Genomic DNA, 14,479 nt, shown 5'->3' on the forward strand with positions numbered 1-14,479 from the left:
ATCAATAGCAGATCAAATAATTTCAAATAAAAGCTCCGGAACCTGAAGGTTCCGGAGCTTTTATTTTTATAAAGTCTTAATTTCTGTTATTCTGTAATATGATCAGATGCTGCACCTTCCAGGTATTTCCTGATGCTCTCTTTCGGGAACAGATCCAGAACTTCATTTACATCGATAATTTTATGTTCATTGATAATGCTGTCAATTGATTTTGAAGCATCCGTTGAATTGACAAGACGCTCAAGAAGGCCATAGGTATTAACCATTTTCTTATGTGTATTTTCTTCATCACCTCCGAACCACGAACCGTTAAAATGGTGGCTTACATAATTTTTCGGAAGATCCTGTGAGAAATATACAGAAGGGTAAAGCGTTACGCCGTGCTTAAGTTTCTGGATGGTATCGCTGTAACGGTCTGCGCCATATTTCTGTTCCAGCATTTCAGAGAAAATATCCGTATTGATACGCTCAATAAATCCTTCCTGCTCGTCATAATAAGCTACAAAATCTTTTGAGAGCTGATGCTCCGGTTCGGCCATCCAGAATGCGGAATAGGGAACTCCTTTTACTTCAAAACCGCACACAGCCGTTTCAGTAAGGAACTCATTAAGAGGCATTTTCAGTTCCATATCGGTATCCATATAGATGCCGCCATGCTCGTACATTACTTTGGAACGGACATAATCAGACACAAAAGCCCATTTTTTCTGGGTAAATGCTTCTTTTACATAATTATTGTCTTCAAGAGGCGCATTGCTTTCATTCCATTCCACCAGTTCAAAATCAGGATGGATCTTTTTCCAGGAAGCAATGCAGTGTTCTGCAAGTTCGTGTTTTGCATGGCCGCCAAACCAGCAGTAATGTATTTTTTTAGGAATCATATATTTATTTTTAATATTTGGTGCTATCTGAAGTCATCTGAGCGATGCTTTTTACTTCCTGCAAAAATTAAACCTTATCAGAACTGCAAAAGAATATTTTACTTTTATATATTCATTATGAATTATTTACAGTCTTAAATTATTTACAGTCATACGATGCAATACCAAAATTACCGTCAAGGCCGGGTGAATATATCTGATAAGCCCAGCAGTTTATCAATTAAATGGTATATTTATTTCTTATATCGTTTCAGTAATTGATTTTATGTTTAAATAAATCTTATGGAAAAAAAGACTGACAGCCGTTACCAACCGAAAAAATATGTGGAGATTACCAGTCCGGACTGGGTAAAAAATGCCACAATTTACGAACTCAATATCCGGCAGTTTTCAGATGAGGGCTCCTTTAAAGCCATAGAAGGACAGCTTCCGCGCCTGAAAAAAATGGGGATTGATATCATATGGCTGATGCCCGTGCATCCTATCGGTGAGACCCATCGTAAAGGTACACTGGGCAGTTATTATTCCGTGAAAGATTATTATGGCATCAGTGCAGAGTTTGGTACCGAACAGGATTTCCGGAACCTTGTCAGCGCGATCCATCAACAGGGCATGTATGTCATTATAGACTGGGTAGCCAACCACACGAGCTGGGACAATGAAATCGTTGATCAACATCCGGAATGGTACAGGAAATCAAGGAAAGACACTTTCCAGTCTACCCGATGGAGGGATTATGACGATATCATCGAACTGGATTACAGCCACCAGGGACTGCGGGAATACATGACCGAAGCATTGAAATTCTGGGTGAAAGAATATGATATTGACGGCTACCGGTGTGACATCGCGAGCTTTGTCCCGATTGACTTCTGGGAGAATGTAAGAACAGAGCTTGATACCATCAAACCGGTTTTTATGCTGGCCGAAGCCGAAGACCGCGAGCTTCACCGCAAAGCGTTTGACTCCACCTATAACTGGACGCTCTGGAATATCCTTCACCAGATTGCCCTGAATGAAAGGAGCGTAAAAACACTTACGGAAGCTTATATTGCAGAACACGTCTCTATTTTTCCGAAAGAAGGCATCAGGCTGAACTTTATCGACAACCATGACAAAAATTCCTGGGAAGGTAACCCGCAAAGCAATTTCGGCGATGCACTTAATGCAGCCACAGTCTTTATGGTAATGATGGACGGGATGCCGCTTGTTTACAACGGACAGGAAGCAGGACAAAACCGTTCGCTTGAATTTTTTGAAAAAGACCCAATCCAGTGGAAGTTCCATGAAAATGAAACACTCTACACGGCCCTTTTTATGCTGAAACACAACAACCAGGCACTCTGGAACGGCGGCCACGGCGGGGAAATGGTAAGGATTATGAATGACCGGATGGATCATGTCATTTCATTCGTACGGGAGAAAAACGGCGATAAAGTAATGACCTTTATTAATTTCAGCAAAGAATCTCTGATCGTCCAGTTTGATACTTCTTTTGATATGGGCAGGTACACCAATCTTTTCACCGGAGAATACCAGGGCGTTTCCGATACCCTGATCCTGACAATGGAACCGTGGGAATATGTTGTGCTTTACCATCCGGAACAAGAAGAGCTATAGATCCGGCAGAATTTTCCGGAAACAGAAAACTTCTGAAATCAGATTTCAGGTATTCAGAAGCAAGAGATCTGATAAATTCAGACTGGCATAATACGTATATATTTATACCAGTCTGAAAATACCTATACAGGTTTTTACTTTCAATTAAGCATAGTATGCACTCGGCTGGGAATAAGATAACGATGGAAAGATGTGGCGGCAATTTGTTATAAATTCTTGTCAGATCAATCTGCAGTTTTCTTCTTAACACAGTTTGGATATCCTATTGATCAATCATTATAAAGATATCATTGATTTGTTGATTATATTGTCTTTGCTAAAATATATCCGATGACCAGTGCAATAATGGCAGCCATAATAATTTTGGTATAATCTGTTTTCTGCTCCTGGAGTTTTTTGTCCAGCTGGGAATTTTCCAGTTTTGCGGCGTCCAGACCTGCCTGCAGTGCGGCTGTTTTTTCATTAATTTCAGACCGGATATTTTTCTCATACAAAGCGGCGATCTCCTTTTTATAAGTTTCCATTTCTTCCTGGCGCTGTTTCTGCTGTCCGGCAAAACCGGTATTGAGTTCCTGAATCTGCTTTGCAGCGTTTTCCTGCAGTTTCTGAAACTCTTCATTCTTTTTAATCAGCTGCTCTGTTAACGTACCTACCTGTTTTCCATAGGTTTCCGTAATTTCCTTTTTGAGCTTCTCAACTTCCTCATTACGGATCTTAAGCTGTTCACTGAACGCTTTAGACTGCTGCTCTACCTGTTCTTTAAATGTTTTCTGGGCTTCTATAAATTCATCATTTTTCTTTTTCAGCTGTCCGGATAATGTATTCACCTGCTCAACAAACTGCCTGGAGACATCTTTTTTAACTTCCTTGATAAGCAATGCCCGGGAATTGGATTTCTCTTCAGTCAGTTTACTGAGAATATTATGCAGCCCGGCACCATAATCATGCGGCAGATGGAATCTTCGGTCTGCCAGTTTATCGAGCAGTGTTTCATCCGCTGTATGTCCCAGCGCAGTAATGGTAATGGCCGGAAGGCTGATGAATTTCTCTGCCAGCAGCAAATTATTGAACACTTCAAAACTCTGCTTGTCCCCGCCGCCGCGGACAAGGGCAATCACATCATACTGCGCAGCCGCTACGGTGTTCAGCAGATCCGAGATTGAAGTGGCAGAGGTAATGTTGCAGGTGTATTCATCGATTTCAAAGTTTTTGTAGGAAATATCCAGCCCTTCATAAAAATCTTTCTGCACAATCGCACTATGCCCGTAAATGTTGGCAATCTTTACGATTTCAGACTGTAAAATTTTATCCCGGATAAATGTCTCCAGGTCCTTTGAGCCTTTTTCCAGTTTCTTCTGTATGAGGCCATAGCGTTTGAGGTCATCCTCAGAAACCGATTTTTCTTCCTGTGAAATAATTTCATCCACAACAAAAACCAGTTCAATGCTTGAGTTCTTAATCCTTTTCTCTATAAATCCCCGCAGCGTATAGATTTCGTTATTTACAATCTTGCTCCTCAGCAGCCCCGGCATTTTAACGCCGATAGAAATACTGTCGCTCTCAGAATAAAGAAGGTCATAATAATAATTGACATAAGCTTTGCCGCCTCCGTAAGAATACCGGCCTTTGAGGTAAATGAGATTTACGGTAGCACTGGTTTTCAAGGCATTATTGAACAGTCCTATAACGGCTGCCGGAGAATAAACGGGATAGATAGGTTCGTTGCCCTGCATATGGAATATAAAATAGGTAGATAAACTGTAATCTTAGGCAAAGATAACGCCGTTATAGGTATATATTCATTAATTAAGGTACCTAAAATATCCGTGATTAAAAATATTAAAGATTACCGGATGATTATCCTGTTGTGTCCCATACAGATAGAGTTGAAATGAAAGCGGCATCCCTGAATCAGGAATGCCGGATGAAAGTCCTGCTTTAAGAATACAACAGAAAGTATAAATGCATTTTTCGATTCCGTGTACTCTACAATTTTATCACTATTTTTCCAACGGTCCTTCCGGTTTCCTGTGCCAGATGTGCTTCTCTTATCTGTTCAAACGGAAATATTTTTGAAATGTGCGGCTTCAGTGCCCCGGTCTCCAGAAGCCCGGCAATCTGTTTCATATCCTCTCCGTCCGAATGTACCAGGATGGGATATCCTTTCACCCCTTTTGCGGCTGCTTTTTCTGTTACCTTTTCATTCAGGCCTGTAGGAATACTGATGATGATTCCTCCGGTTTTGGTGACTTCCAGGGAATCATCAATGGTATCTCCGCCGATGGTATCCAGCACGAAATCAAATTCCTCCGGAGCAGATTTCCAGTCAAAACTATGGTAATCAATATGTTTATCTGCACCGAGGGCCAACACAAAATCCTTATTTTTCAGGGAAGAAGTCCCGGTTACCGTTGCCCCTGAATGTTTTGCAATCTGAACAGCCATATGCCCTACTCCGCCGGCCGCTGCATGAATCAGGACATGCTGACCTTTCTGAACGCCTGCATTCTTAACGAGGGCCTGCCAAGCTGTTAATGCTACAAGAGTGCTGGCTGCAGCCTCTTCAAAAGAAATGTTTTCAGGTTTCAGTACCAGTTGGTTTGCCGGAGCGGAAACATATTCTGCATATGCCTTGCCATGTCCGGGGAAATTTACCATTCCGAATACCTCATCACCCGTTTTGAAGGCTTCACTTTTGCTTTCTTCCACAATCCCGGAAATATCCCAGCCCAGAATTATCGGGTTCTCTTCTTTTATCCTTCCGTACATCCCTTTTCCGTTGCGGCTTTTGACATCTACCGGGTTGATGCTTATGGCCTTGACTTTTATTAACACTTCATCATGCTGAATCTCCGGTTTTTCCGTTTCAATGTATTCCAGCTGTTCCGTACCGCCGGCTGTTTTTAATGCGATTGCTTTCATATTGATTTTTATTGGTTGGTTGACTAAAAAAAAATTAATGTTCTTATAACAAATTTAGAAAGATTTATACAGTATAAACGGTTCGTTATAACGGAAAAACAGTATTGATGCAATAATCAGCCCACATTTCAGACAAACGTTGGATAAAAGCTTATCAGATATTACCGTATTATTAACTGAAGTCCGTGAGCCGTACAGGCTATATTTTTGAGCCGTATAAGAAACCTTTATCTTTTCTGAACCTGTACTTTTGTCATATGAAAAACAGTATACAAATTCAGTTGGGCCATAACGGCCCGTTCGTGTCAGGGCTTGGTTTAGGCTGCATGCGCATGTCTTCCATCTGGGGCGGCCCTGCTCCTGACGAAGCAGAAAGCATCGCTACCATCCGTGAGGCACTGGACCGGGGCATTAATTTTTTGAATACCGGGGATTTTTACGGGGCGGGCCATAATGAGATGCTTATAGGCAAAGCCATCAAAGGCAGGCGTGATGATGCCTTTATCAGTGTAAAATTCGGTGCCGTTTTTCACAATGGCCAGTGGCTGGGAATGGACCTGCGCCCTCTTGCCATTAAAAATTTCATCAACTATTCCCTGACGCGCCTCGGTATTGAAACCATCGACCTGTACCAGCCAAGCCGTATGGACAACAGTGTTCCGGTGGAAGATATTATCGGGACGGTTGCTGATCTGGTTACAGAAGGCAAAGTGCGCCACATCGGAGTTTCTGAGGTTTCAGCCGAACAGCTTCGGAAAGCCGACAGCATCCATCCTATCAGTGCGCTTGAAATAGGCTATTCACTGGCCGACCGGCAGATAGAGAAGGAAATTTTACCGGCAGCAAGGGAATTGGGTATTGCGGTAATCGCTTTTGCCAATACTGCGGAAGGTTTACTTACCGGCGAAATGAAGGCACCGCTTGCCACAGATGATTACCGTAACCATTTTCCACGTTTCCAGGATGAAAATTTGATAAAAAACCTGGAAAAAGTAGAAGTATTAAAAAATCTTGCCCGTCATAAAGGCTGCACACCGACACAGCTTGCAATTGCCTGGGTGAAAGAACAGGGAGATTATATCATGCCTCTTGTAAGCATGAGCAGGAGGACGCGCCTGCCGGAAAATATCGCAGCCATGAATATTGTATTGAGTCTGGAGGAAATGAACCTGTTAAACACTACCTTTGCCACAGGTGCTGTACTTGGCAACACTTATCTAGAACGTTAAATGAATACTACCAGCCCAGCGGAAATCCTTCCGGGAGTTATTTTTTATGCCTACCACTCTGCCGAGCGGAAAGAAAAAGTCTGTCTCTGGAATCACCATACGCTGATATTACAGGTCTCAGGACAGCTTATGCTAGAGACTTCCAGGGAGACCATTTCAACGAACGGCGGAGAATTGCTGCTGATCGGCAGGAACCAGCTGGGTACGCTCACCAAAACCCCGCCATCAGAAGGCATCTATGAAACCATCGTGATTTCGCTTCAGGAAGATCTGTTACGCAAAATCGCATTAGAGGAAAAGCTGGAATCAGACAGCAGGTATGCTGGCCCTACAAATATCCTGATCCCGCTCAATGAATTCCTGAACGGATATTTTCAGTCTGTGGTTCCGTATGCCCGGCGTGCAGGAACATCCGTTACGGATGAAATGGGTATCCTGAAAGTAAAAGAAGGCATTAAACTTCTGCTGTTGGCAGTGCCGGAGCTCAGGAATTTTTTATTCGACTTTTCGGAACCTTACAAAATCGACCTGGAAAAATTTATGCTGAATAATTTCCATTTCAACATCCCTGTAGAAAAATTTGCACAGCTTACCGGGCGCAGCCTGGCCGGCTTCAAGCGGGACTTCCAAAAGACTTTCGGTGTACCGCCACGCCACTGGCTGCAGGACAAGCGGCTGAGCACAGCAAAATACCTTATAGAAACAAAGCAGCAGAAGCCTTCAGCAATATACCTGGATCTGGGGTTTCAGAGCCTGTCGCATTTCTCCTACTCCTTCAAAAAAAAATTCGGAATGGCCCCTACCGAATGTCTGGTCAATTCCACTCCCGGTAGAAAATAAGTCCTTTGCCGTAACATCAATTAATAAAATCAACAGGCTCCTGATTTCAGTCAGGTATTTTTACGTTGTCTTTGATTACTTTTACAGGCAAACAGCAAGGTTCATGAACATTAATTTTAATCTTCCAATATCCGTTTTTTGTATTTTATTTCTCTCTTTAAAATGTGCCGGTCAGCAGGAACAGGAGAGAAGCTACTCTTTGTTCCATCCTGTTCCGAAAAGTATGATGAGGAAAATGGAAACGGACCGTCCCGATGTAACGGAATCCCCTTTTACGGTGGATGCAGGGCATTTTCAGGTTGAAACAGACCTGGCGGGGCTAATAAGAGAAAAATCAGATACAAAGGAAACCCATACTTTGCTGATCAATCAGGCAAATCTTAAAATCGGGATTACCGGTTCCACAGCCATACAGATCGGTTTCCAGACCTACGGCCGGCAAAAGGAAAAACAGCAGTCTTCGGAAACTGCTGAAATACAGGAAGGTCATGGTGACCTGACGCTTAGGATCAAACAGAACCTGCTCGGGAACGATCACGGGAACTTTGTCCTGGCTATTTTACCATATGTAAAGTTTCCGACATCAAAATATGATGAAAACAGCCGTTTTGAGGGCGGGCTTATTGTCCCGATGCTGTACAAATTGCCGGGGGAATGGAAACTCGGATTTCAGGTGGAGGCAGACAGGCTCAAAGACAAAGACCAGCAGGCCATGCATACTGAATTTTTACAGTCACTGACAGTCAGCCATCCCCTGCTGAAAGGGACTGAAGGAATAGCAGAAACATATTACACCTATGATTTTAAAGCGCATCAGTTTTCAAATTTTATCAATGCAGCCATTCAGATGGATATTGCCGGGGATCTTAAACTTGATGCCGGGCTCAATTACGGGATACAGCATACAGCGGAAAAACACTATTTTATCGGGGCTTCTTACCGGCTTTAAGAAAATACGCATTCAGTAGTTTGAAATTCTTAACTTTGCCTCATGAAAGAAAAGGTTACACGGGTCATTTCCGAATTTAACAGTGAGCTGAAGCTCCAAGGATTCAAGGCATTTCAGATTGAAAATGACAGCAATGACACCCGCACCTACAGCAGGAAAGACTTTTATAAAATATGCCTCACTACAGGTAAAAGCAAGATCCACTATTCGGATAAAACCTTTGAACAGGAAGGCACCGTTCTCTTTTTCGGCAACCCGCATATTCCCTATTCCTGGGAAACCATATCTACTGTATATGTTGGATATACCATTCTTTTCTCGGAAGAATTCTTTAAAAATTCCGAGCGTTCCGAAAGTCTGCAGCAATCTTCTTTCTTTAAAATCGGGGGCACGCCTGTTTTAAAAATCACGGAAGAACAGAGGCGTTTTCTCAATACCATTTTTCAGAAGATGATGGCCGAACAGGAAAGCGATTATGTATTTAAAGATGAACTGATCCGTAACTACATCAGCCTCATTATCCATGAATCCCTGAAGATGGAACCCTCTGAACAATATGACCACAACAGGAATGCAGCTTCCAGGTTATCATCCGTTTTCCTCGAACTGCTGGAGAGGCAGTTCCCGGTAGAAACTGCAAGCAACCCGCTTACCCTGAAAACGGCACAGCATTATGCACAACATTTAAACGTGCATACCAATTACCTGAACCGTGCCGTGAAAGAAGTGACGGGGAAATCCACCACCAACCACATTACCGAGCGCATCATCACGGAAGCCAAAGCACTGCTTCAGCATACGGACTGGAGCATTTCAGAAATCGCTTATGCGCTGGGGTATGAATATCCTACCTATTTTAACAACTTCTTTAAAAAAGCAACAGGGACAAATCCTAAATCTTTCCGGGCCGCCGAAGTTTGAATTTCTTAATTTTCGGTTTGATAATCTTTACCGCTTCCCCTTCAGGCGGTTATACCTTTGTACCAGATGATCAAACCAACTCAAAATGAAGGACCCACAAAATAATACCGCTGCCGGTTTGCCTGAAAAAGACATTTTCAAAAGGCTGAAATCAGGCGAACCGGTATACGCTACTGACCCCGGTTATGATAAAATCAATGAAACCGTTGCCGGAACATTAAGACTTTCGCAACAATTGAATTCTTCTGCTCATATTAAAGATGTCAGGCATTTTCTGTCTGAAATAACAGGAAATACGATTGATGAAAGCACGACGGTATTTCCGCCGTTTTATACCAATTTCGGAAAGTTCACCGTCATCGGGAAAAATGTGTTTATCAACCATGCCTGTTCATTTCTGGATATGGGTGGAATTACCGTTGAAGATCATGTCATGATCGGCCCGAAGGTGAATCTCATTACAGAAAACCATCCGGTGAATCCCAATGAGAGGCGGGCGTTGATTACAAAGCCCATTACCATCAGGAAAGGGGCATGGATCGGAGCCGGGGCAACCGTTCTTCCCGGCGTCACCGTTGGTGAAAATGCAATTGTAGCTGCCGGTGCCGTAGTTTCAAGAGATGTCCCCGCTGATACAATCGTAGGCGGAATTCCTGCAAAAACCATCAGAAAAATCAATCATGAAAATATTTAAACTAAAGTTGAAAGGCGTATGCTTAGCCTCTGTTTTATCAATAGCCCTTCTATCGTGTAACAATAAAAATTCAGAAATCATGAACAAAGAACATACAGCTTCTCTTTTCCCGAAAGGAAAAAAATTATCAAATGACTGGTTTACCGGCAATGCTTTTTTATCGCCTTTGGTAGCGAAAGATAAAAATAACGGATTCTCTGCCGGAGCCGTCACCTTTGAAAAAGGTGCAAGAACAAACTGGCATACGCATCCGAAAGGCCAAGTTCTGATGGTAACCGAGGGATCAGGGCTTTATCAGGAAAAAGGAAAGCCGGCACAGGCAATCACGAGGGGCGATGTGGTCAACATTCCCGAAAATACGGAACACTGGCACGGCGCTGCGGCAGATACCCCGATGACCCATATCGCGATTACTAATTTTAAAGATGAGGTACAGGTAACATGGCTGAAACCGGTAACAGATGTAGAGTTTCACGATGCCAATAATCAAAGTAAATGAAGAAAAAACTCACACTGATCATGGCTGCCGCTTTATTATTATCAGGACAGCTATCGGCACAGACCGGACAGAAACCATTAAAAAATCCAAAGAAAATGAATGCAACAGAACAGACAGAACATTATACATTCAAACTCAGTGATCAAGTAAGCCGCCAAAAAGTAAGCTTTAAAAACCGCTACGGAATTACGTTATCGGGAGATTTATACCTTCCCAAAAATGCAGGGACCGGAGCATTACCGGCAGTTGCCATCAGCGGGCCTTTCGGAGCTGTGAAGGAACAGTCTTCAGGACTCTATGCCAGCCAGATGGCGGAGCGCGGCTTTGCAGCCATTGCATTTGACCCGTCTTACACAGGTGAAAGCAGCGGCAGCCCGAGAAATGTTTCTTCACCGGAAATCAATACCGAAGATTTCAGCGCCGCCGTTGACTTTTTAGGACTTCAGCAGAATATAGACCGCAACAAAATCGGGATTATCGGGATCTGCGGCTTCGGAGGTTTTGCCTTAAATGCCACTGCTGCTGACAAACGGGTAAAAGCCGTAGCCACAACCAGCCTGTATGATATGACCAGGCTTATGTCCAAAGGATACAATGATACGGTTAGCCCGGAACAGCGCACGAAAACACTGGAAGACCTCAGCCGGCAGCGCTGGAAAGATGCCGAAAACGGAAAACCTGCCGGCGGCCCCCGTAATTTACCTGAAAAACTGAACGGTGATGAACCCCAGTTTGTGAAAGAATATTTCGATTATTACAGAACCTCTCGCGGTTTTCATCCGAATTCGGTAAATTCAAACGGAGCCTGGCTGGTCACCAATCCCCTGTCATTTATGAATATGCCCATCCTCACCTACGTTAAGGAAATATCGCCGAGGCCGATGCTTCTGATTGCCGGTGAACGCGCACACTCTCGTTATTTCAGTGAAGATATTTATAAAAATGCATCAGAACCGAAAGAATTAATGATTATCCCGCATGCCGTTCATGTAGACCTGTACGACAAAACGGAGGTGATCCCGTTTGACCGGCTGGAAAGCTTTTTCAGAACCCATCTGAAATAACGATACCTCCTGCGTTTCCTTTATTATCCCGGCCGGCCTTTTTGGTTTTGGCCGGGATCGTTAATTAATAGCGATTTGACAAAAAGAGTCAAATCCAAGGGTTGCAAATAATTAATTAAACGATTTCCTGAATTCCAAAGGGGAAAGGTTCGTCTTTGTTTTGAAAAGGCGGCTGAACGATTGCGGATGTTCAAAACCAAGCTGGTAGGCAATCTCTGCAACGGAGGAATCGGACGTGGAAAGTATTTCCTTTGCTTTTTCAATCATCTTACCGTGAATCAGCTGCTGGGCATTCTGCCCGGTATAGGATCGCAGCATGTCACTCAGGTAACCCGGTGAAACATTCAGCTTTTCCGAAAGGTTCTGAACGCTCATTGTCCCTTCAGCCATCGGGGTTCCGGCGCTGAAATACCCGTTAATAATATCTTCCAGCTTCTGCAGCAGATCGCTGTTGGCCGCTTTCCTTGTGATAAACTGGCGCTTGTAGAAACGGTTGCTGTAATTCAGCAGCAGCTCGATCTGGGAAACAATCACATCCTGGCTGAAATCATCAATCCTGCCGTTCAATTCGTCATTAATAATCCCGAAAATTGAAAAAACAGTCGATTTTTCCTTTTCAGACAGGTGCAGTGCTTCATTGGCTGCATATGAAAAGAACCCGAATTCCCTGATCTTCTTTGCCAGCGGATAAGAGAGAAGAAAATCCGGATGGATCAGCAGCAGATGGCCGGAACCGGCCTGGCCCAAAGGTGATTCAAACAGCTGGCTGGGCGCTGTAAATACCAGTCCGCCTTCACCGAAATCATAATGGTTCTGCCCGTACTTTGCTTTGCCGCAGAGAAGCACCTTGTATGCAACCTTATAGAAAGGCAGGACAATGGATGGCGGCAGCTTTCCTTCTTCTACCGTCATGTCTTTGATATCGATATAACTGACCAGCGGATGCAATGGTTTGGGCAGACCGAAAACACGGTGAAAATCAGTCAGGGACTCAAATTTATAGAATGCCGTTTCTTCCTTTTTCATAAAGTAAATGTAAGCAATTTACAGATGGGAAGCTTCCCCGAAAAAGAAGCTTCCGCACACTGAGTTTCAGTTTCTACCAGGGACAATCTCCTGTTTCCGGATTGTGTTCTTCACTGATGAATTTTCCTGTAGGCCCGTCATTACCTATCATAGCATACCTGGCAATACGCTTGCCGCCTTCATCAGCCGTTCCGGTACCGCGGTGATTATTGAAATCAGTAGCCACAAAGCCGGGGCAGACGGCGTTTACCTTAAACGGCGTATCCCGTAATTCGTATGCCAGATCTATGGTGTACATATTAAGGGCTGCTTTGGATGCAGGATAAACCGCAGCCTTGTGCGCATAATACTTCCAGTTGGGATCACTGTTTAACGTTAATGAACATCCGCTGGATGATACATTGACAATTCTTGGCTGCTCCGCATTTTTCAGCAGGTCGATAAATGCCTGGGTCACCCGTACCACACCGTATAAATTGGTATCAAAGACCGATTTGAACTGATCAATGGTGGCATCAAACGGAGACTGCGGCCATCCGCCGTTGATCCCGGCATTGTTGATCAGGGCATCAAGCGTCCTGGTCTTTTTCCCTATAACTTCACGGGCTGAATGTACAGACTCCGGATCGGTAACATCCAGCTGAACGGCTTCGGTATTTTCAAAACCTTCTTCTTTAAGTTGTTTCACAGCGGCATTCCCGTTTTCTGCCGTACGGGATCCGATAAAAACATAATATCCGTAACGGAGCATCTGACGCGCCGTTTCTAAACCGATGCCTTTATTCGCTCCGGTAATCAATACTTTTTTCATATCTTATTAATTTAACGAATGATAAATGCGTGCAAATTCTCCGGCAAAATCCGTGAGTTTGGTTTTTCCTAAAACCGGCCGGCTGCGGTAGTAATCTTCATATAAACTTCCGCTTCGCTGGGCGGCCTGCATTTCCACAAAGCCTTTGGCAATCCATTCATTCATACCTGCGGCAAGCATTCCGGTGAGCATTTCCTCATCAGAGACTATTTTCCACTTTAAATCCGGTTTGCCTATGGCCTTACCGATAACAGCAGCAATTTCGTTGGGTGAAACTTCATCGCTGGCAAGATAACGCACTGCTCTCCCTTCAAACGGCCGTTCCATTTCTTCTGCAATGGCCATTGCGATGTCAGACGGTGAAACCCAGGGTTCTTTCTGATCACCTCCATACCCCTGGATAATCGCTCCCTGTGTCTTTATCATCTGTATAGATCTGAAAATATTGGTATAGAACCCAACAGGCCGCATAAATTTTATCGCTACATTATCCGGAAGCTGCCCCAGGATTTTTTCAACTTTGTGGTGAAGGTAAAGGCTGCCGGTCCCCTGATCCGTATGTGCCCCGATGCTGCTGAGGTGAACAATTTTTTCAACACCTGATCCTTCTATGGCAAGTTTGTAGTTGTGACCGATATTTTCAAACCCTGCCACAAAATCAACGCTGTTATCAAAGATGCTGCCTATGCCTTCCCATGCTTCCATCAGGTATATGATATCCGCACCTCTGAAAGTTTCCGTTAAAAAGTCCGGATCCTGCATCGTCCCGATGGCTGCTTCTGCACCCAATGCCTCAATACCTGCCCTCCTTTCCGGTGTACTGCTTATGACTTTTATATGATGCCCTTTCTGTAATAACGCTGTTGCCAAGGGCTTTCCGATGTTTCCTAAGGATCCTGTAAGTACAATATTCATATGTCTTTATATTTATGGTACAAAGGTGTGAAACAGCACCGGGAATAAAATAACAGAATCGGGGAACTTTGTAACCTGAATGCCTCCGGGGTTGAACCTGAATGTAAA

The 14,479-nt window shown here is 43.8% G+C and carries 14 protein-coding genes; 8 read left to right on the forward strand and 6 right to left on the reverse strand.

What is annotated here, in order from left to right:
• Positions 1-86 precede the first annotated feature (86 nt).
• Positions 87-881: a glycosyltransferase family 32 protein gene (locus tag SD427_RS12490; protein ID WP_320558134.1), complete on the reverse strand. Its 795-nt coding sequence runs from the start codon at positions 879-881 to the stop codon at positions 87-89.
• Between the two features lie 282 nt (positions 882-1,163).
• On the opposite strand from SD427_RS12490, the gene SD427_RS12495 reads away from it, so the two are divergent.
• Complete coding sequence (locus tag SD427_RS12495; RefSeq protein ID WP_320558135.1) at positions 1,164-2,501, forward strand: alpha-amylase family glycosyl hydrolase; 1,338 nt, start codon at positions 1,164-1,166, stop codon at positions 2,499-2,501.
• Positions 2,502-2,803: 302 nt separating this feature from the next.
• Here the strand turns inward: SD427_RS12495 and SD427_RS12500 are convergent, their stop codons facing one another.
• Entirely contained in the window at positions 2,804-4,234 is a 1,431-nt protein-coding gene (locus SD427_RS12500) for an exodeoxyribonuclease VII large subunit (RefSeq protein WP_320558136.1), read from the reverse strand.
• A gap of 253 nt (positions 4,235-4,487) precedes the next feature.
• On the reverse strand, positions 4,488-5,423 hold the full coding sequence (locus SD427_RS12505) for an NADP-dependent oxidoreductase (RefSeq protein ID WP_320558137.1): 936 nt from the start codon (positions 5,421-5,423) through the stop codon (positions 4,488-4,490).
• Between the two features lie 257 nt (positions 5,424-5,680).
• Between SD427_RS12505 and SD427_RS12510 the strand changes: the two genes are divergently transcribed.
• The 7 genes from SD427_RS12510 (at position 5,681) to SD427_RS12540 (ending at position 11,619) form a co-directional block, all read left to right on the forward strand.
• Positions 5,681-6,652: an aldo/keto reductase gene (locus SD427_RS12510; RefSeq protein ID WP_320558138.1), complete on the forward strand. Its 972-nt coding sequence runs from the start codon at positions 5,681-5,683 to the stop codon at positions 6,650-6,652.
• A complete protein-coding gene (locus SD427_RS12515; RefSeq protein ID WP_320558139.1) occupies positions 6,653-7,492 on the forward strand; it encodes an AraC family transcriptional regulator in 840 nt (279 codons plus the stop codon).
• A gap of 103 nt (positions 7,493-7,595) precedes the next feature.
• Positions 7,596-8,441 carry a transporter gene (locus tag SD427_RS12520; protein WP_320558140.1) on the forward strand — a complete coding sequence of 282 codons (846 nt, stop codon included), beginning with the start codon at positions 7,596-7,598 and terminating at the stop codon, positions 8,439-8,441.
• 42 nt (positions 8,442-8,483) lie between these two features.
• Positions 8,484-9,362, forward strand: a complete 879-nt coding sequence (locus SD427_RS12525; RefSeq protein WP_320558141.1) for a helix-turn-helix domain-containing protein — start codon at positions 8,484-8,486, stop codon at positions 9,360-9,362.
• 85 nt (positions 9,363-9,447) lie between these two features.
• On the forward strand, positions 9,448-10,056 hold the full coding sequence (locus SD427_RS12530; protein ID WP_320558142.1) for a DapH/DapD/GlmU-related protein: 609 nt from the start codon (positions 9,448-9,450) through the stop codon (positions 10,054-10,056).
• Between the two features lie 79 nt (positions 10,057-10,135).
• Positions 10,136-10,555 (forward strand): cupin domain-containing protein, encoded by a 420-nt coding sequence (locus SD427_RS12535; protein ID WP_320558143.1) that lies wholly within the window; start codon positions 10,136-10,138, stop codon positions 10,553-10,555.
• Positions 10,552-11,619 (forward strand): alpha/beta hydrolase, encoded by a 1,068-nt coding sequence (locus tag SD427_RS12540; RefSeq protein WP_320558144.1) that lies wholly within the window; start codon positions 10,552-10,554, stop codon positions 11,617-11,619. Before SD427_RS12535 ends, SD427_RS12540 begins: the two co-directional genes overlap by 4 nt.
• A gap of 111 nt (positions 11,620-11,730) precedes the next feature.
• Here the strand turns inward: SD427_RS12540 and SD427_RS12545 are convergent, their stop codons facing one another.
• The 3 genes from SD427_RS12545 to SD427_RS12555 all read right to left on the reverse strand — a co-directional run bounded on the left by SD427_RS12545 (position 11,731) and on the right by SD427_RS12555 (position 14,371).
• Positions 11,731-12,645, reverse strand: a complete 915-nt coding sequence (locus SD427_RS12545; RefSeq protein ID WP_320558145.1) for a helix-turn-helix transcriptional regulator — start codon at positions 12,643-12,645, stop codon at positions 11,731-11,733.
• Positions 12,646-12,718: 73 nt separating this feature from the next.
• Complete coding sequence (locus tag SD427_RS12550; RefSeq protein WP_320558146.1) at positions 12,719-13,456, reverse strand: SDR family oxidoreductase; 738 nt, start codon at positions 13,454-13,456, stop codon at positions 12,719-12,721.
• A 6-nt stretch (positions 13,457-13,462) separates the two neighbouring features.
• Positions 13,463-14,371, reverse strand: a complete 909-nt coding sequence (locus tag SD427_RS12555; protein ID WP_320558147.1) for an NmrA family NAD(P)-binding protein — start codon at positions 14,369-14,371, stop codon at positions 13,463-13,465.
• Between the last annotated feature and the right edge of the window lie 108 nt (positions 14,372-14,479).

The organism is Chryseobacterium sp. JJR-5R, from assembly GCF_034047335.1.
In the GTDB taxonomy this organism is placed as follows: Bacteria; Bacteroidota; Bacteroidia; order Flavobacteriales; family Weeksellaceae; genus Chryseobacterium.